This window comes from Thauera sp. SDU_THAU2 (genome assembly GCF_038260575.1).
Classification (GTDB): Bacteria; Pseudomonadota; Gammaproteobacteria; order Burkholderiales; family Rhodocyclaceae; genus Thauera.
This window is the reverse complement of record NZ_JBBWUN010000003.1, coordinates 3,616,151-3,631,980: the sequence shown is the minus strand read 5'-3', so window position 1 is coordinate 3,631,980 and position 15,830 is coordinate 3,616,151. Positions and strand designations below refer to the sequence as shown.

The 15,830-nt window shown below is 65.9% G+C and carries 18 protein-coding genes; 10 read left to right on the top strand and 8 right to left on the bottom strand.

The features are described 5' to 3' along the window. Positions 1–20 precede the first annotated feature (20 nt). The 7 genes from dld to AAFL97_RS18710 all read left to right on the top strand — a co-directional run bounded on the left by dld (position 21) and on the right by AAFL97_RS18710 (position 6,309). On the top strand, positions 21–1,814 hold the full coding sequence (dld, locus tag AAFL97_RS18740; RefSeq protein WP_341646200.1) for a D-lactate dehydrogenase: 1,794 nt from the start codon (positions 21–23) through the stop codon (positions 1,812–1,814). Between the two features lie 141 nt (positions 1,815–1,955). Further along, positions 1,956–2,243: a hypothetical protein gene (locus AAFL97_RS18735; protein WP_341646199.1), complete on the top strand. Its 288-nt coding sequence runs from the start codon at positions 1,956–1,958 to the stop codon at positions 2,241–2,243. Positions 2,244–2,290: 47 nt separating this feature from the next. Beyond that, the gene (acuR, locus tag AAFL97_RS18730) at positions 2,291–2,929 is read left to right on the top strand and encodes an acrylate utilization transcriptional regulator AcuR (protein ID WP_341646198.1); all 639 of its coding nucleotides are present in this window, start codon (positions 2,291–2,293) and stop codon (positions 2,927–2,929) included. A gap of 47 nt (positions 2,930–2,976) precedes the next feature. Beyond that, positions 2,977–3,960 (top strand): acrylyl-CoA reductase (NADPH), encoded by a 984-nt coding sequence (gene acuI / locus AAFL97_RS18725; protein WP_341644358.1) that lies wholly within the window; start codon positions 2,977–2,979, stop codon positions 3,958–3,960. 47 nt (positions 3,961–4,007) lie between these two features. After that, positions 4,008–4,586: a peroxidase-related enzyme gene (locus AAFL97_RS18720; RefSeq protein ID WP_341644359.1), complete on the top strand. Its 579-nt coding sequence runs from the start codon at positions 4,008–4,010 to the stop codon at positions 4,584–4,586. 50 nt (positions 4,587–4,636) lie between these two features. After that, positions 4,637–5,398, top strand: a complete 762-nt coding sequence (locus tag AAFL97_RS18715; protein WP_341646197.1) for a DUF169 domain-containing protein — start codon at positions 4,637–4,639, stop codon at positions 5,396–5,398. Continuing rightward, entirely contained in the window at positions 5,398–6,309 is a 912-nt protein-coding gene (locus AAFL97_RS18710) for an AEC family transporter (RefSeq protein WP_341646196.1), read from the top strand. The genes AAFL97_RS18715 and AAFL97_RS18710 overlap by 1 nt, the downstream gene beginning before the upstream one ends. Before the next feature lie 70 nt (positions 6,310–6,379). Here AAFL97_RS18710 and AAFL97_RS18705 read toward each other — a convergent pair whose 3' ends face one another. After that, positions 6,380–7,117 (bottom strand): sulfite exporter TauE/SafE family protein, encoded by a 738-nt coding sequence (locus AAFL97_RS18705; RefSeq protein WP_341646195.1) that lies wholly within the window; start codon positions 7,115–7,117, stop codon positions 6,380–6,382. Positions 7,118–7,200: 83 nt separating this feature from the next. On the opposite strand from AAFL97_RS18705, the gene AAFL97_RS18700 reads away from it, so the two are divergent. Next, entirely contained in the window at positions 7,201–8,115 is a 915-nt protein-coding gene (locus AAFL97_RS18700; RefSeq protein WP_341646194.1) for a LysR family transcriptional regulator, read from the top strand. A 115-nt stretch (positions 8,116–8,230) separates the two neighbouring features. On the opposite strand, the gene AAFL97_RS18695 is transcribed toward AAFL97_RS18700, so the two are convergent. Both AAFL97_RS18695 and AAFL97_RS18690 read right to left on the bottom strand, forming a co-directional pair. Continuing rightward, on the bottom strand, positions 8,231–8,857 hold the full coding sequence (locus AAFL97_RS18695; RefSeq protein WP_341646193.1) for a DUF5610 domain-containing protein: 627 nt from the start codon (positions 8,855–8,857) through the stop codon (positions 8,231–8,233). A 124-nt stretch (positions 8,858–8,981) separates the two neighbouring features. Next, positions 8,982–10,043, bottom strand: a complete 1,062-nt coding sequence (locus AAFL97_RS18690; RefSeq protein ID WP_341646192.1) for an AraC family transcriptional regulator — start codon at positions 10,041–10,043, stop codon at positions 8,982–8,984. Positions 10,044–10,201: 158 nt separating this feature from the next. On the opposite strand from AAFL97_RS18690, the gene AAFL97_RS18685 reads away from it, so the two are divergent. Both AAFL97_RS18685 and AAFL97_RS18680 read left to right on the top strand, forming a co-directional pair. Next, a complete protein-coding gene (locus tag AAFL97_RS18685; protein ID WP_341646191.1) occupies positions 10,202–11,383 on the top strand; it encodes an isovaleryl-CoA dehydrogenase in 1,182 nt (393 codons plus the stop codon). A gap of 16 nt (positions 11,384–11,399) precedes the next feature. Then, positions 11,400–12,002, top strand: coding sequence for a 2-hydroxychromene-2-carboxylate isomerase (locus AAFL97_RS18680; protein WP_341646190.1), 603 nt, complete (start codon positions 11,400–11,402; stop codon positions 12,000–12,002). 3 nt (positions 12,003–12,005) lie between these two features. Here AAFL97_RS18680 and AAFL97_RS18675 read toward each other — a convergent pair whose 3' ends face one another. The 5 genes from AAFL97_RS18675 to dctP form a co-directional block, all read right to left on the bottom strand. Beyond that, complete coding sequence (locus tag AAFL97_RS18675; protein ID WP_341646189.1) at positions 12,006–12,782, bottom strand: SDR family NAD(P)-dependent oxidoreductase; 777 nt, start codon at positions 12,780–12,782, stop codon at positions 12,006–12,008. An 18-nt stretch (positions 12,783–12,800) separates the two neighbouring features. Continuing rightward, positions 12,801–13,106: a TRAP transporter large permease subunit gene (locus tag AAFL97_RS18670; protein WP_341646188.1), complete on the bottom strand. Its 306-nt coding sequence runs from the start codon at positions 13,104–13,106 to the stop codon at positions 12,801–12,803. A gap of 38 nt (positions 13,107–13,144) precedes the next feature. Beyond that, the gene (locus tag AAFL97_RS18665; protein ID WP_341646187.1) at positions 13,145–14,116 is read right to left on the bottom strand and encodes a TRAP transporter large permease; all 972 of its coding nucleotides are present in this window, start codon (positions 14,114–14,116) and stop codon (positions 13,145–13,147) included. A gap of 77 nt (positions 14,117–14,193) precedes the next feature. Continuing rightward, a complete protein-coding gene (locus AAFL97_RS18660) occupies positions 14,194–14,718 on the bottom strand; it encodes a TRAP transporter small permease (protein ID WP_341646186.1) in 525 nt (174 codons plus the stop codon). Positions 14,719–14,720: 2 nt separating this feature from the next. After that, entirely contained in the window at positions 14,721–15,803 is a 1,083-nt protein-coding gene (dctP, locus tag AAFL97_RS18655; RefSeq protein WP_341646185.1) for a TRAP transporter substrate-binding protein DctP, read from the bottom strand. Between the last annotated feature and the right edge of the window lie 27 nt (positions 15,804–15,830).

Genomic DNA, 15,830 nt, shown 5'->3' with positions numbered 1-15,830 from the left:
CTGACCAGGAGGGTCGAACAATGACCACGGCCGCCGCAATACCTGCAGCCTCCACATCCGTGACCAGCGAGGCACTGCTGGCACAATTGCGCCAACTGGTGGGCGATGCGCATGTGCTCACCGACGAGCAGAGTACGCGGCGCTTCCGCAAGGGCATCCGCACCGGCGAGGGGCCGGTGCTGGCGGTGCTGCGGCCGGGCACGCTGCTGGAGCAATGGCAGGTGCTGCAGGCGGTGGTGGCGGCCGGCCGCATCGTCATCATGCAGGCCGCCAACACCGGCCTGACCGGCGGCTCCACGCCCGATGGCGATGCCTACGACCGCGAGATCGTGCTCATCAGCACGCTGCGCATCGACGGCATCCGGGTCATCAACGACGGCGCGCAAGTCGTCTGCCTGCCCGGTGCCACGCTGGACCGGCTCGAGCAGACCCTGGCGCCATTCGGCCGCGAACCGCATTCGGTGATCGGCTCTTCCTGCATCGGCGCCTCGGTGCTGGGCGGGATCTGCAACAACTCCGGCGGCGCGCTGGTGCGGCGCGGCCCGGCCTACACCGAACTGGCGCTGTATGCGCGCGTGGCCGAGGACGGCCGGGTCGAGCTGGTCAACCACCTGGGCATCGCGCTGGGCGACACGCCCGAGCAGATCCTCACCCGCTTGCAGAAGGGCGAATACGGGGCGGAGGACATCGCCAACGATCCGGCCCGCGCCGCCTCCGACGCGGGTTATGGCACGCACGTGCGCGACGTCGATGCCGACACGCCGGCGCGCTTCAACGCCGACCCGTCGCGGCTGTTCGAAGCCTCCGGCTCGGCCGGCAAGCTCTGCCTGTTCGCGGTACGGCTGGACACCTTCCCGAAGGAGCCCAGCACCGTGTTCTACATCGGCAGCAACGATCCCGACGACCTGACCGCCGTGCGCCGGCACCTGTTGACGGCGCTGCCGCGGCTGCCGATCGCCGGCGAATACATCCACCGCACCGCCTACGACATCGGCGAGAAGTACGGCAAGGATACCTTCCTGTTCATCGACAGATTCGGCACCGTCAAGGTGCCGAAGATGTTCGCGCTCAAGAGCCGTGTCGATGGCTTCTTCGAGCGCCTCGGCCTGCGCGGCATCTCCGACCGCGTGATCCAGGCCTGCATGAATCTGCTGCCCAGCCACTTGCCGCCGCGCATGCGCGAATGGCGCCAGCGCTTCGAGCACCATTTGCTGGTGCGTGTCTCCGACGACACCGCCGACGCCACGCGCGCCTTTCTGGCCGAGTATTTCAATGGCCGGGCTTCCGGGGCGTATTTCGAATGCGATGCCGATGAAGGGCGCAAGGCCTTCCTGCACCGCTTCGCCATCGCCGGCGCGGCGATCCGCTACCGCGAGGCGCACCCCGGCAGCGTGGGCGGCATCGTCCCGCTCGACGTCGCGCTGCGCCGCAACGACCGCGACTGGGTCGAGCGACTGCCCGCCGACATGGAGGACGACATCCTCCACAAACTCTACTACGGGCACTTCTTCTGCCACGTCTTCCACCAGGACTACATCGTCAGGAAGGGCGTCGATCCGCTGGCGATGGAACACCGCATGTGGGAGTTGCTGGACGTGCGCCGCGCCGAATACCCGGCGGAACACAATGTCGGCCATCTGTATGTGGCCAAGCCCGCGCTGGCGGGTTTTTACCGCAAGCTCGATCCCACCAATACCCTCAATCCCGGGATCGGCCACACCAGCAAGTATCGCGGCTGGGGCGAATGCTGCGGACATGGCCCGGCGCGGGCGGCAGGCTGTCGCGCAGCCGATGCTCCAGGAAGGCCTGCATGAGTCCTGCGGCAAGCCTAGGGATGCCGTCCGCATGGATGGGGCGAGCCGGAGGCGGCACCCATCACTTGGCGTGCCCCCCGCCATCGGGCCGGCGCCGGAAGCCATGCAGGTCGATGAATCCGATCCCGTCCAGGCAATCGCATGAACAAGACACAGGCAGACGCCGCCGCCCGTGCGGTGCTGGAGCCGGGCATTCGCGCCCAGCAGGAAGCCCGCCGCAAACGCCGCGAGCAGGAGTTCATCGAGGCACGGCGGCGCCAGGTCGGCCGGTTTGCCTTTGCCGGTTTTGGCATTGGCGCGGCGCTTGCCTGTTTCCATTTCGGGGACGAATATCCTCTGGTCGTCGGTAGTGCGCTGATGGGCAGCCTTGCCGGCACCGTTCTCGGCTGGATCGTGGTCTGGTGGCGTGGCAGGTCGCGTGCGGCCTGACGATCTTTCCGCTTGATTTTACGAGACGATCGGTTCAATATCTCCGCATGGACGTCGAACAACACACCCCTCGTCGTCGCGGCAGGCCGCCGCGGCAGCGTGAGAACCTGACCGAGACGCGCGAACTGCTGCTGCGCGCGGGTCTGGAAGTGCTCACCGAGAAGGGTTTTTCCGCCACCGGCATCGAGGAAATCCTCGGCCGCGTCGGCGTGCCGAAAGGCTCCTTCTATCACTACTTCGGCAGCAAGGAAGCGTTCGGCCTCGACCTCATCAAGCGCTACGGGCTGTTCTTCGCCCGCAAGCTGGATCGCCATTTCGGTAATTCATCGCTTGCGCCGCTGGACCGCCTGCGTTCCTTCGTGGCCGATGCAACGGACGGCATGGCTCGCTACGAGTTCCGCCGCGGCTGCCTGATCGGCAATCTCGGCCAGGAGATGGGTGCGCTGCCGGAGAGCTTCCGCGAGCGACTCAAGGAAACCTTCGAGGATTGGCAGGCGCGTCTGGCGGCCTGCCTTCGCGAAGCGCAGCAGGCCGGGGAGATCGCCCCGGCTGCCGACACCGAACAGCTCGCGGTCGTGTTCTGGATCGGCTGGGAGGGCGCGGTGCTGCGTGCCAAGCTCGAGCGCAGCGCGACGCCGCTCGAAGTGTTTGCAGGGTTTTTCTTCGCCAGCCTGGCAGCAGGCTGATTTTTTTGACCATCACTAGACAGTCGGTCTAAATGGAGGAGGATGACATGTTCAAGGGCATCTTGATCGAGCGGGACGAAGCCGGTTATCGCGCCGGCGTGAAGGACATCGACGAAGCGCAACTGCCCGAGGGCAACGTCACGGTGCGGGTCAGCCATTCGACGATCAACTACAAGGACGGCCTGGCGATCACCGGCAAGGGGCCGGTGGTGCGCAAGTTCCCGATGGTGCCGGGCATCGACCTGGCGGGGGTGGTCGAGGACAGCCGCCACCCGGACTACCAGGCCGGCGATGCGGTGGTGCTCAATGGCTGGGGGGTCGGTGAAACGCACTGGGGCGGGCTGGCGCAGAAGGCGCGGCTGAACGGCGACTGGCTGGTGCCGCTGCCCGCGGCCTTCACGCCGCAGCAGGCGATGGCGATCGGCACCGCGGGTTATACCGCGATGCTGTGCGTGCTGGCGCTGGAGCGGCACGGCGTGAAGCCGGCGGACGGCGAGATCCTCGTCACCGGCGCGGCGGGCGGCGTCGGCAGCGTCGCCGTCGCGGTGCTGGCGAAGCTGGGCTACACGGTGGTGGCGATGACCGGCCGGCCGAACGATGCCGACTACCTGAAGGCGCTCGGTGCAAGCGAGGTGATCGATCGGGCCGACTATGCCGCGCCCGGCAAGCCGCTGGGCCGCGAGCGCTGGGCCGGCGCGGTCGACGTTGCCGGCAGCCATGTGCTGGCCAACGTCTGCGCGACGACGAAGTACCGCGGTGTGGTGGCGGCCTGCGGCCTGGCGGCGGGCATGGACCTGCCGGCGAGCGTCGCGCCCTTCATCCTGCGCGGCGTGACCCTGGCGGGCGTCGACAGCGTGATGTGCCCGCGTGCCGACCGCCTGGTGGCATGGCAGCGCCTGGGCAGCGACCTGGACGTGAGCAAGCTCGGCCGGATCAGCCGTGAAGTCGGCCTCGCCGAAGCGATCCCGCTGGCCGCCAGCATCCTGAAGGGCGAAGTGCGCGGCCGCGTCGTCGTGGACGTCAATCGATAAAAACCTGCAGCGCCCGAAAGCTGCCTCATCACTCGAAGGAGAAGAACATGACTCAAGCACAACAGGCCGCCGTGAGCCGTTTCCCGGTCCCCGCACTGGAGGACATGCCCGAGGACATCCGCGAGCGGATCGTTGCCGTCCAGGAAAAAGCCGGTTTCGTTCCCAACGTGTTCCTGACGCTGGCCCACCGCCCGGACGAGTTCCGCGCTTTCTTCGCCTACCACGATGCCTTGATGGAAAAGCCCGGCAACCTGAGCAAGGCCGAGCGGGAAATGATCGTGGTGGCGACCAGCGCGGTGAACCAGTGCCAGTACTGCGTGATCGCGCACGGCGCCATCCTGCGTGTCCGTGCGAAGAACCCGCTGATCGCCGACCAGGTTGCCACCAACTACCGCAAGGCCGACATCAGCGAGCGGCAGAAGGCGATGCTCGACTTCGGCATGAAGGTGTCGCAGGCGGCCCAGCAGGTGGGCGAGGCCGACTTCGAGGCCTTGAAGGCGCACGGCTTCACCGACGACGATATCTGGGACATCGCGGGTATCGCGGCTTTCTTCGGCATGTCCAACCGCATCGCCAACGTCACCAGCATGCGGCCCAATGCAGAGTTCTACTCGATGGGGCGCTAAACTCCGGGGCCGGCGCGTTCAGCGCCGGTCATCGTTTTTGGGGAAACAGGATGAGCGTCGATTGGAAAGAGAGGTCGCAGGCGCTGGAGCAGTTGCTCAAGCTCCGCAGCTTCGTCTTCGGCATGAAGCTGTACGAGAGCAGAGCCGACATGGAGGCCATCCCGAAGATCCGGCGCCCCGATTCCGTGCACAATCTCGATCAGCTCGTCGCCCAGGCCGCCAGGCTGGGATGGACGGTCGGTGTCACCGCGGAGAACCTCTACGGGCCGCAATGCCGTTCGGTCGTCGGCCTGGGCAATGCGAAGGATGCCGAATGGCGCAGCGGCGAGTTCATGGTCGGCCACTGGTTCAAGACCGCCGACGATGCTGCCGCACACCAGGCAGCGATGCACTGCGTGGAGGACGGCAAGTACGAGGCGCTGGCGATTTCGCCGCTTGCCAGCGGCCGGCTCGATCCGCCCGACATCGTGCTGTTCTATGCCACGCCGGGGGCGATGATGTATTTCATCAATGGCCTGCAGTGGAGCGGCTACAAGAAGTTCGACTGGTCGGTGGTGGGGGAATCTGCCTGTGCGGACTCCTGGGGGCGTGCGCTGAGAACCCGCGAACCGAGCCTGTCGATTCCCTGTTTCGCCGAGCGGCGCTACGGCGGCGTGCTGGACGATGAAATGCTGATGGCGTTGCCGCCGGATCATCTGGACAAGGCCGTCGAGGGCATGAAGGCGCTTGCGCGCAACGGCTTCCGCTATCCGTTCCCGCAGTACGGGATCCAGCAGGACGTGCGAGCCGGCATGGGAGCGAGTTACGCCTGATGAGCCACATTCTGATTTCGCTTTGGCCGCTCTTCGTCCTGATCGTGGCCGGCCATGTCATGCAGCGCACGGGTTTCCCGGGAGCGGGATTCTGGCCGGGCGCGGAGCGCTTCAACTACTTCGTGCTGTTTCCCGCGCTGCTGTTCAGCAGCCTCAGTACCGCTCCGCTGGACAGCCCCGCGCTGCCGCGCCTGCTCGCCGCGGCGATGATCGTGCTGGGCGTGGTCACGGCCGGGCTGCTCGTCGCCCGCCGGATCAAGGGGTGGCCGGCTGCCCGCTTCGGTGTCCAGCTCCAGGGCCTGCTTCGCTTCAACACCTATCTGGGGCTTGCCGCCGTCAGCGGCTTGTACGGCAAGGAAGGCATGGCTTACGCCGCGGTGATTCTCGCAGTGCTGGTGCCGGCCATGAACGTGTTGTCGGTGCTGGCGCTGACGGCCGACAGAAGCAAGAGTGTCGCGGCGCTGATCATGCCGCTGGCAAGGAATCCGCTGATCCTGTCCTGCCTGGCAGGCGCGCTCTTCAACCTTTCCGGGCTCGAGCTGAAATGGGGCACGGACAAGCTGCTGAGCCTGCTGGCGACGACCAGTCTGCCGCTGGGCCTGCTGTGCGTGGGGGCGGCGCTGAAGCTCGACGAGCTACAGGGGCAGGGCAGCGCGCTGGTCGGGAACAGCCTGATCCGGCTGCTCGTGGTGCCGGTGATCGCGTTTCTGAGCGCCTGGATTCTGGCGCTGCCCACCATCGAAACCGCTGTCCTGGTGCTGTTCTTCGCCCTGCCGACCGCGCCCACGGCTTACGTGCTCACGCGGCAGCTGGGCGGCGACAGCCATCTGATGGCCGGCCTCATCACCTTCCAGACCTTGCTGTCCGCGATCAGCCTGCTGCTGGTGATGGCGGCGCTTGCGAAAATGTAGGGAGCAGCCGCCATGAACGAACACCCGTCGCCGGCGCCCTTGCGCCGCCGTGGCCATGGCCTGGCGGCCCTCACATCGACCGTCCGGCCATGATCAGGCCGAGCAGCAGGAAGATGCCGTAGAGCGTGCGCTGAAACTGTGCAGGGTCCAGTCGCCCGCGTAGCCGCGCCCCGGCCCAGAGACCCGGGAAGGCGGCGAACAGGGCTGCCGCACATGCCGGACCGTTGGCGACCCAGTCGCCCACGTCCGAACTCCCCAGCCGCAGCGCCAAGGCCACCGTCGCGATCATGAAGCTGATGCCCAGCCCCTGGATGAAAACGTCCTTGGGCAGCTTCAGCGCCTGCAGATAAGGCACCATGGGAATCACGAAAACGCCGGTCGCCGCGGTCACCAGTCCTGTCGCCGACCCGGCGATGCCGCCGGCGAACAGGGCGTGGCGGCCGAAGCCGGGGAGCGCAGGCCGGGCAAGTCCCCAGATGCCGTAAACCGCCAGTACCAGCCCGAGGACCAGCGAAGCGCGTCCTTCAGGGGCATCGATGGCCGGAATCGGGCTGAACAGGACGGCCAGCACCAGGCCGGTCCACATCGGCCACAACGCCCTGGCAAGCATTGCCCAGTGCGGGCCGATGCATTGAGCGAAGTTCGTCGCCAGCGAGGGCAGCACCATCAGCATCGCCGCTTCGGCCGGCGGCATCAGCAGCCCGAGCAGCGCCATCGAGACCGTGGGCAGCCCCATGCCCGAAACGCCCTTGACCGCGCCGGCCGCCAGGAACACCGCGGCAACGATGATGAGAGATGTGCTTTCCATGAGGTGATGATCGGCGGCGCACGGCCCGCTGTCGATCACGCATCGGCGATGGTATCTTTCGCCAAAATCGAAGGATGGGATCGATGATGAAGCGAAGTGCCGTGACTCCCTATCGCATTTCCACGTTTGATCTTCATCTGTTCGCCGCTGTCGTCGAGGCGGGGTCGATCACGCGCGGCGCCGACGCCATGCATCTTTCGCTGGCGGCGGCCAGCGCGCGCCTGCAGAAGCTGGAACATGCCCTGGGTACCGCCTTGCTGCATCGTTCCAAGCTCGGCATCCGGATGACCGATGCAGGGCGCACCCTGTTGCGGCATGCAGGCCGTCTCGAGCGCGAACTGGAGATACTGCATGCGGAGATGGCCGCCCATGCGCACGGCATCCGCAGCACGATACGGCTGGTTTGCAACACCGCGGCGATGACCGAGTATCTGCCGCCGCTCATCGGGCGCTTTCTCGCCGGGCACGCGGACGTGGATATCGACCTGCGCGAACTCGGCAGCCAGGATGTGCTGCTGGTCATGCGGCAGGAGCAGGCCGACATCGGCATCGTCGCCGATTACGTCCAAACCGAAGGGCTGCATACCCGCATGTTCGTAAAGGACGACCTGGTTGCCGTCTTTTCGTCGGCTGCATCCTGGCCGGCGGGTGCCGACGTGCATTTCGCCGATCTGCTCGAACATCCTTTCGTCGGCCTGCCGGCCGAGAGTGGCTTGAGCCGCTTCCTGCAGGGACGAGCGCTGCAGTACGGCCGGGGGCTTCACTATCGGGTCCGCGTGCGCAGTTTCGAAGCGGCGCTCAGCCTGGTCGCGGACGGTGTCGGCATCGCCATCGTGCCGGCCGCTGCCGCTCGGCGCCTGGCTCATGCCCGCATCGGAATGGCGCGGATTGCGGACGCCTGGGCGGCCAGAAGCTTGCTCCTATGTACCGCGGGCGGAACGAAACCCGAAGGGCGGGCGGCGCAACTGTTCGACTTCCTCGCCCGGCACGGCGGTTGACGGCGGCTGCGCGGATTGCAGCGGATTCGTCCTGCTATGCTGCCGCCGGCCGGCAGCGCTGGCGGGCGGCCGCTGATGCCCGCGACGCGGTGTCGAGGGCCTCGTCAAAGCGTGTTCAAGCCTTGGGTGCCGGCTTCGCGGCCTCATCCGTTTGCTGCTGCGCTCCGGTTTCGGCAGCCGGCTTCAGCCTGGCGGCGAGGAAGTCGTCGAAGCCCTTCGAGACCAGTTCGTAGGTCTTCATGATGCCGTTCTCGATGTCGCTGCCGCCGAGCACACCCAGCCCGTCGAGGATGTCGCGCGCTTCCTTGAAGCCCTTTTCGAAGCCGCCCCGCACCAGGTCGGTGAAGTTGCGGGCGAGTTCTTCGGGGTCCTTGCCGGGGTGCTGCGCCGCGTAGGCGTCGAAGAAGCCGGTGGCGAAGCTCAGGATGCGTTCGGCAGTGGCTTCGGGCGAGTTGTCCTGTTCCATCGCCTGACCGATGACGTCCACGTCCTGCCCCGGCGCCAGCACTTCGTTCAGGTGGTCGATGGCCGAGCGGTAGAGCAGGGCGAGCGAGTCGTTGCCGGCCTTGATCGAGACCTGCAGCGAGGCGGTGATGATCGCGGCGTTCTGTTCGTGGCGCACTGTTTCGGTAGTCGACATGCGGCTGCCGGCTTCGCTGCGCTGCGTGTTCTTCGTCGGCTGCGCAGCTTGTGTAGCGGTGCCCGCTGTCGTCTGGTTGATGCCGTTGCCTGCCATTGCCATGGTGTTCTCCTTGGTCCGCTTGCTCGCGGCGCGATTCCGGCCGTCGTCGGATAAGGGTTTAACGGCCGGACCGGGGAAAACTTGATGGGGAATGTGCAATATTCGGCTGGTTATTGCACGGATTTCATGCCAGCCCTTCCGGCGCCTCCGTCCTGAATGCGCTCGGCGCTGCCCCCGTCCAGGTCCGGAAAGCCCGCGCAAAGCTCTTTTCGCTGTCGAAACCGACCGCGGCAGCGATCTGCTTGATCGGCTTCTTCGTCTGCAGCAGCAGGCGGACGGCGTGCTCGCGGCGGGCTTCGTTCTTCAGCCGCTGCAGCGACACGCCTTCGTCCTTCAGTTGCCGGTGCAGGGTGCGCACCGACAGGTTGAGCCGGGCGGCGACGTCCTCGGCGGTATGGGCGGCGCCGGGCGCGGCGTTCAGGATCTGTGCGACGCTGTGCACCAGCAGGCGGTCGCGGCGGTATTGCAGCACGGTGAGCGGCAGCGCGCGCTGCAGCATGGCCTGCAAGGCGCGCTCGTCGCGGCGTACCGGCAGCGACAGGTAGCGGGCGTCGAAACCGAAGCCGGCGGTGTCGGCGTCGAAATGCAGTTGGCAGGGGAAGAGGTGGGGATAGGCGTCGGCATGGCGCGGCGCCGGGAAGGGGAAGCGGGTTTCCGTCAGCGCGATGCGCGAGTCGATCAGCCAGCTCGCGTAGCCCAGCAGGTAGCGCAGCGTGGTGACCAGGCAGAATTCGCGCAGTTCGCCGAGTTCCACGTTCTCGACGACGCGGACCGTCGCGGTGCCGCGCTGCTGGCTGCCCGTCTGGCTGAATTCGAACACGATGTCCTCGGTCAGCAGGCGGTGGTGGCGGCACCAGCGCTTGAGCGCCACTTCCAGCGTGGGCGAACTCAGCGAGGCACGGCACAGCATGCCGTAGCTGCCCCAGGGCAGGCGGCGCGAGAACCAGCCCAGCGCTTCGTCGTCCAGCGCCTGCATGGCGATGCCCGAGATGGTTTCCATCTGCGCGGCGGTGACACGCGCATCGGGGTCGTCGAGCAGACCGGCGGGAATCTGCGCCTGGCGCAGTGCGCTGGCCGGATCCATCCCCCGGCGCCGGTACGCGGTGACGATCGCGCGGATGAAGGCGATCGGTGTGGCGGCACGGCCCAGCGTAAGCTCGGCGGGCGAGGGGGTGATGATCTTCATGATTGGAAATACTAGACAAGGTGGCAGGATCTGCAACCCTGATGGCAGTTGTCGGGCATCGCGAGGGGCTAATCTCGCTTCATCTTCAGGCGTTCGCCGTCCATCATTGGAACCTGCGGCCAGCCCTGGCGCCAGGACAAATCGAGAAGGAGACACCCATGAACGTGCCCAGCCTTAACTTCAACCTCGGCGAGACCATCGACGCGCTGCGCGACACGCTGCAGGCTTTCTGTGCGGCCGAGATCGTCCCGCGGGCGGCCGAGATCGACCGCGTCAACGAGTTCCCCGCCGAGCTGTGGAAGAAACTCGGCGACCTCGGCGTGCACGGCATGACGGTCGGCGAGGAGTACGGCGGCACCGACATGGGTTATCTCGCCCATATCGTCGCGATGGAGGAAATCTCGCGTGCGTCGGCCTCGGTGGGGCTGTCCTACGGTGCGCACTCCAACCTGTGCATCAACCAGATCCGCCGCAACGGCACCGAGGAGCAGAAGCAGAAGTATCTGCCCAAGCTGATTTCCGGCGAGCACGTCGGTGCGCTGGCGATGTCCGAGCCCAATGCCGGCTCCGACGTGGTGTCGATGAAGCTGCGTGCCGATCGCAAGGGCGACCGCTTCATCCTCAACGGCAGCAAGATGTGGATCACCAACGGCGGCGATGCCGACACCCTGGTGGTCTATGCCAAGACCGACGTCAATGCCGGCCCGAAGGGCATCACCGCCTTCATCGTCGAGAAGGACATGAAGGGCTTCTCGTGCGGCACCCACCTCGACAAGCTCGGCATGCGCGGCTCCAACACCTTCCCGCTGTTCTTCGACGACGTCGAAGTGCCGCTCGACAACGTGCTCGGCGGCGAGGCCAACATCGGCCGCGGCGTGCAGGTGCTGATGTCCGGCCTCGACTACGAGCGCGCGGTGCTGTCGGGCGGCCCGCTCGGCATCATGGCGGCGTGCATGGACGAGGTCGTGCCCTACATGCACGAACGCAAGCAGTTCGACACGCCGATCGGCGAGTTCCAGCTGATGCAGGGCAAGATCGCCGACATGTATTCCACCTGGTCGGCCTGCCGCGCCTACGCCTACGCCGTCGGCCAGGCCTGCGACCGCGCCGACCACGCCCGCACGCTGCGCAAGGATGCGGCCGGCGTGATCCTCTACACCGCCGAGAAAGCCACCTGGATGGCGGGCGAGGCGATCCAGGCGCTGGGCGGTGTCGGCTACACCAACGAATACGCCGTCGGCCGCCTGTGGCGCGACGCCAAGCTGTACGAGATCGGCGCCGGCACCAGCGAGATCCGCCGCATGCTGATCGGCCGCGAACTGTTCGGCGAAACGCGCTGATAGGGAGGGCCGGAACATGGCTGAGCCGATCGATTTCTACTTCGACTTCTCCTCGCCCTACGGCTATTTCATGGCCGAGCAGATCGACGCCCTGGCGGCTGCCCATGGCCGCAGCGTGCGCTGGCGGCCTTTCCTGCTGGGGGCGGTATACAAGGTCACGGGTGACACGCCCCTGCCTTCGAAACCGCTCAAGGGCGATTACTCGAAGCACGACTTCGAGCGCTCGGCCCGCTTCCTCGGTCTGGCCTGCCGCATTCCCGATGTCTTTCCGATCGGCACCCAGATCGCCGCGCGTGCCTTCTACTGGCTGGAAGACCGTGATGCCGCCGAGGCCCGCCGCTTCGCTCTCGCAGCTTTGCGCGCCTATTTCGTGGACGGACGCGACATCTCGCAGCAGGATGCGGTGCTGGACATCGCTGCCGCCCACGGCGCCGACCGAGCGGCGCTGGCCGAGGCACTCGCCGGCGACGAGATCCGCGACCGCCTGAAGGACGAGTGCGCGCAAGCCATTGCCCGTGGCGTGTTCGGCTCGCCCTTCGTCATCATCGACGGCGAGCCCTTCTGGGGAGTGGATCGCGTGCCGCAGATAGTGCGCTGGTTGGAAACGGGCGGGTTCTGACGCTCAGATGCGCATCCTGCCGGTCTGTGTCATGCCGGCTGCCATGTAGCCGCCGTCGACGGTGAGTGTTTCGCCGTTGACGTAGGATGCTGCGGGTGATGCTAGGTAAGCGATGGCCTCGGCAATGTCCTGGGGCGTGCCGCGACGGCGTATGGGCACCATCGCCAGGATGTTTTCCCAGGTTTCCTCCGAATAGGTGCCGAGCGTCATGGGTGTCTCGATCGCGCCGGGCGCGACCGCGTTCACTGTCACGCCAAGCGGGCCGAGTTCGAGTGCGAACTGGCGGGTCAAGCCGATGAGGGCGGCTTTGGAGGTGCCATAGGCGGTGCGCCCGACGCCGGCGCGCAAGCCGGAAACCGATGTGAGGTTGATGATCCGGCCATAGCCGCGTTCGGCCATGCCGCGCGCAGCACGCTGGCTGGCAACAAAGGTGCCGGTGACATTGACGCGCATGACCCTGTCCCAGCTCTCCGGGGAGAAGTCCAGCAGTGGCTCCACCAGCATCAGCCCCGCACTGTTGATCAGGATGTCGATGCCGCCGAGTGCAGCCTCGACGTAATCGAAGCCGGCGGCGATCGAGGCCGCGTCGCCGACGTCCATTGCCAAACCGACTGCCCTGGTGCCGGTGGCGGCGATTTCCCGCGCAACCGTGCTGGCCTTGTCCGCGTCCAGGTCGGTCACGGCGAGTTGTGCGCCGCGCCGGGCAAGCGCCAGCGCGGCCGCTCGCCCGATGCCCGACCCGCCTCCGGTCACGAGGACCGTACCGTAGTGCTCGCGCATGTTCGTCATCCTCCTGTCTCAGCGGCCCATCATGGTGTCGGGCAGCCAGGTCGTGATCGCGGGGAATGCGAACAGGATGGCCACAGTGAACAATTCCATGGCGACGAACCATTGCGCGCCACGGAAGATGTCCGTCAGGGAGGTGCTGCGGTCGATGCCGGCAATGACGAAGCAGTTGAGGCCCACAGGCGGTGTCATCAGGCCGATTTCACACATCTTCACGCACAGGATGCCGAACCAGATCGGATCGAAGCCGAGGCCGGAAACCGTCGGAAACACGATGGGCAGCGTGATGACCATCATGGAAAAGGCGTCGAGGAACATGCCGAGCGGGATATAGGCCAGCAACAGGACGGCAACGATCAGCGCAGGGGGATCCCGCTTTGCACGATGGTTTCCGCGATTGCTTGCGGAATCTGCACCAGTGTCAGAAAGTAGCTGAAGATGCCGGCGCCGATCATCGTAAACAAGATCATGACCGTGGTCGTCGCCGTGCTGCGGAAGCTGTCGAGCAATCGTGTGCCGAGCGTTGCGCGGGCGACGCGGGAAAAGAGCAGCATCAGCAATGCGGCGAATGCCCCGATTGCCCCCGCCTCGGTCGGTGTGATGATGCCAAGGTAGATGCCGCCGAGCACGAGCAGAAAAAGCACCAGCACTTGCCAGGCTTGTCCAGTCGCCCGGACCCGCTCGCCCCATGGTGAGCGCGGGCTGCGTGCCTGCTCGTTCATGCCGCGCCGGCCGATTATCGCGACGCCGGCCATGAATACGAGCGTGGTCAGGAGCCCGGGAACGAAGCCGGCAATCAGCATCTTGCCTGCAGAGACTTCAGTCAGCGCGGCGTAGAAGATCAAAAGTACCGACGGCGGAATCAATACGCCGAGAACACCACCCGCGGCGACCGAGCCTGCCGAGAGGCGCGGATCGTAGCCCGCCTTCTTCATCTCGGGGATGGCCACGGCACCGACGGTGGCGGCAGTGGCGACCGATGATCCCGAAGTGGCGGCAAAGCCTGCGGAAGTGAGAATGCTGGCCATGGCGAGCCCTCCCGGCAGGTGGCCGACCCATTTGCGTGCGACGTCGAAGAGCCGTTTGCCGACCTGGGCGTGGTGGGCGAAAGCCCCCATCAGGATGAAGAGAGGGATGACGGTCAGGGTGTAGCTTGCCGTGGTCGAGAATGGAAAGGATTTCAGTCTGTTGAGAAGAAAGTCGAGGTTCTCGACCATGACGATGCCGAAGGCGCCCGACAGGGCGAGTGCGGCAAATACCGGCGTGCCGAGGGCCATGAGCAGAAAGATCAGCCCTACGGCGAGGATGGTGATGAGGGTGACGTCCATGGAGGTTCCTGGATTTCTTGATGCCGCCGAAAGGTGATGCAGCGGGCGCTGGACCGTTGAGGTCCGGCGCCCGCCGTTCAATGCGTGGCAGAAGTGGCGCCGATGCGGCGTTGCTCGGGCAGGCGGTCGCGTGCGACGAGGACGGCGTGGATAAGCGCCTGCAGCGCGGCAAACCAGAGGCCGACGGCAACGAGGACCTTGGCCCACCATACGGGCATCTGCACTGCGCCCCAGCGGAACTCGAAGATCGATACCGAGTACGCAGCTTCCTTCGTCGCTGGCCAGGCGAGCAGGAAGAAGGTCAGTCCCGCGAAGATCCAGCCGAGCGCGGTGCAGTAGCGGCCGACGGGTTTCGGCAGCCGGTCGGTCAGCAGCGTCACGCGGATATGCCCGTCGTCGAGCAGCGTTGCGCCCAGCCCCATGAAGACGACCATCGCCATCGACATCTCCGACAGTTCGAAGAGGCCGGGAACCGCGCGCCCGCTGAAGGCGCGCGCAAAGACGTCGATGGTGATGGCCAGCATCATGAAAGCAAGGAAGGCGAGCGCCACCCAGCTCATCGCATGCGCGATGCGCGTCAGCAGGCGGTCGAACGCGGACATGTTTACAGGCTCGCCGCGATTTCGATCGGCCGCTTGAGCTTGCCTGAAGGCGCATGCCTGGCGATCGCCTGCTCGATCACGTCCTGCATGGCCTTGCCATCGATGCGATTGGGCTTGGCAACCTCGTCGACCCACTTGTCGACCTGGGCAGGCTGGACGATGGTTCGCGCGCGCTCTTTCTCGGCATCGGGGAGCGAAGTGAACTTCACCCCTTCGGCAAGCGCCTTCTTGACGTAATCGGCCAGCACGCCTTCATAGATCTCGGCGAACTTGCCGGCGTAGAGCTCGTTGGCGAGATCGGTGCAGATCTGCTGGTTGGCCGGGGACAGCTTCTCCCATGTCCGCTTGTTCATTACCGTGAGCGCAGGGGCATGAGCGCCGTCGCCGATGTCGTAGAAGTTGGGCGCGATTTCATGCAGCTTGTACGCCACTGCAGTGACGAAATCGAAACCGTAAACGCCGTCGAGCACGCCGCGCTCGAGCGATTGGTAAACCTCGCCTGCGGTCATCGGCACCGCAATGCCGCCGAGCCGCTCGATGACGTCGGTGGCAACGCCGTAGGCGCGGATCTTCTTGCCCTTCAGGTCGGCCAGCGACGAAATCGGCCTGCGCATCACCAGTGGTGCATAGTTCCAGTTGGTCCAGTACAGCACCTTGCAGTTGTGACGCTGTTCCCATTCCTGCCGCAGCGGCTCGAAGTTGTCGTAGGTGTCGCGGCAGACCTGTTGCAGGGTATCGGCGCGATCGACGCGGAAGTACCATTCGAGGCCGCGCGTCACCGGCATTTCGGCCTGGTAGTAGCCCGGCGAGATGATGGTGATCTCCGAGGTGCCGTCGCGGACCGCCCCGAGATGCTCGCCGGCCTTGTTGAGGCTGCCGGCCCAGTAATATCTCACCGCGACATCGCCGTTGGAGCGCTTCTGGAGTTCGTCGAGAAACCAGCGGTCGATCCACGAAGGGCCTGCGCTCTCGGTGACGTAGCTGTCGAACTTCATCGAGACACGGGCCTGGGCCAGGCCCGGCAGGCCCAGCATGCCGGCGCCGGCAAGCGCGCTGCTGGTCTTCAGAAAATCACGTCTTTTCATTGTCTCCTCCTTGGTTTTCAGTGCGGG

What these genes read in the sequence shown, in the direction of transcription:
- dld (WP_341646200.1), top strand. Translation starts at nt 21, where the DNA reads ATGACCACGGCCGCCGCAATACCTGCAGCCTCCACATCCGTGACCAGC.
- AAFL97_RS18735 (WP_341646199.1), top strand. Translation starts at nt 1,956, where the DNA reads ATGAACAAGACACAGGCAGACGCCGCCGCCCGTGCGGTGCTGGAGCCG.
- acuR (WP_341646198.1), top strand. Translation starts at nt 2,291, where the DNA reads ATGGACGTCGAACAACACACCCCTCGTCGTCGCGGCAGGCCGCCGCGG.
- acuI (WP_341644358.1), top strand. Translation starts at nt 2,977, where the DNA reads ATGTTCAAGGGCATCTTGATCGAGCGGGACGAAGCCGGTTATCGCGCC.
- AAFL97_RS18720 (WP_341644359.1), top strand. Translation starts at nt 4,008, where the DNA reads ATGACTCAAGCACAACAGGCCGCCGTGAGCCGTTTCCCGGTCCCCGCA.
- AAFL97_RS18715 (WP_341646197.1), top strand. Translation starts at nt 4,637, where the DNA reads ATGAGCGTCGATTGGAAAGAGAGGTCGCAGGCGCTGGAGCAGTTGCTC.
- AAFL97_RS18710 (WP_341646196.1), top strand. Translation starts at nt 5,398, where the DNA reads ATGAGCCACATTCTGATTTCGCTTTGGCCGCTCTTCGTCCTGATCGTG.
- AAFL97_RS18705 (WP_341646195.1), bottom strand. Translation starts at nt 7,117, where the DNA reads ATGGAAAGCACATCTCTCATCATCGTTGCCGCGGTGTTCCTGGCGGCC.
- AAFL97_RS18700 (WP_341646194.1), top strand. Translation starts at nt 7,201, where the DNA reads ATGATGAAGCGAAGTGCCGTGACTCCCTATCGCATTTCCACGTTTGAT.
- AAFL97_RS18695 (WP_341646193.1), bottom strand. Translation starts at nt 8,857, where the DNA reads ATGGCAATGGCAGGCAACGGCATCAACCAGACGACAGCGGGCACCGCT.
- AAFL97_RS18690 (WP_341646192.1), bottom strand. Translation starts at nt 10,043, where the DNA reads ATGAAGATCATCACCCCCTCGCCCGCCGAGCTTACGCTGGGCCGTGCC.
- AAFL97_RS18685 (WP_341646191.1), top strand. Translation starts at nt 10,202, where the DNA reads ATGAACGTGCCCAGCCTTAACTTCAACCTCGGCGAGACCATCGACGCG.
- AAFL97_RS18680 (WP_341646190.1), top strand. Translation starts at nt 11,400, where the DNA reads ATGGCTGAGCCGATCGATTTCTACTTCGACTTCTCCTCGCCCTACGGC.
- AAFL97_RS18675 (WP_341646189.1), bottom strand. Translation starts at nt 12,782, where the DNA reads ATGCGCGAGCACTACGGTACGGTCCTCGTGACCGGAGGCGGGTCGGGC.
- AAFL97_RS18670 (WP_341646188.1), bottom strand. Translation starts at nt 13,106, where the DNA reads ATGTTCCTCGACGCCTTTTCCATGATGGTCATCACGCTGCCCATCGTG.
- AAFL97_RS18665 (WP_341646187.1), bottom strand. Translation starts at nt 14,116, where the DNA reads ATGGACGTCACCCTCATCACCATCCTCGCCGTAGGGCTGATCTTTCTG.
- AAFL97_RS18660 (WP_341646186.1), bottom strand. Translation starts at nt 14,718, where the DNA reads ATGTCCGCGTTCGACCGCCTGCTGACGCGCATCGCGCATGCGATGAGC.
- dctP (WP_341646185.1), bottom strand. Translation starts at nt 15,803, where the DNA reads ATGAAAAGACGTGATTTTCTGAAGACCAGCAGCGCGCTTGCCGGCGCC.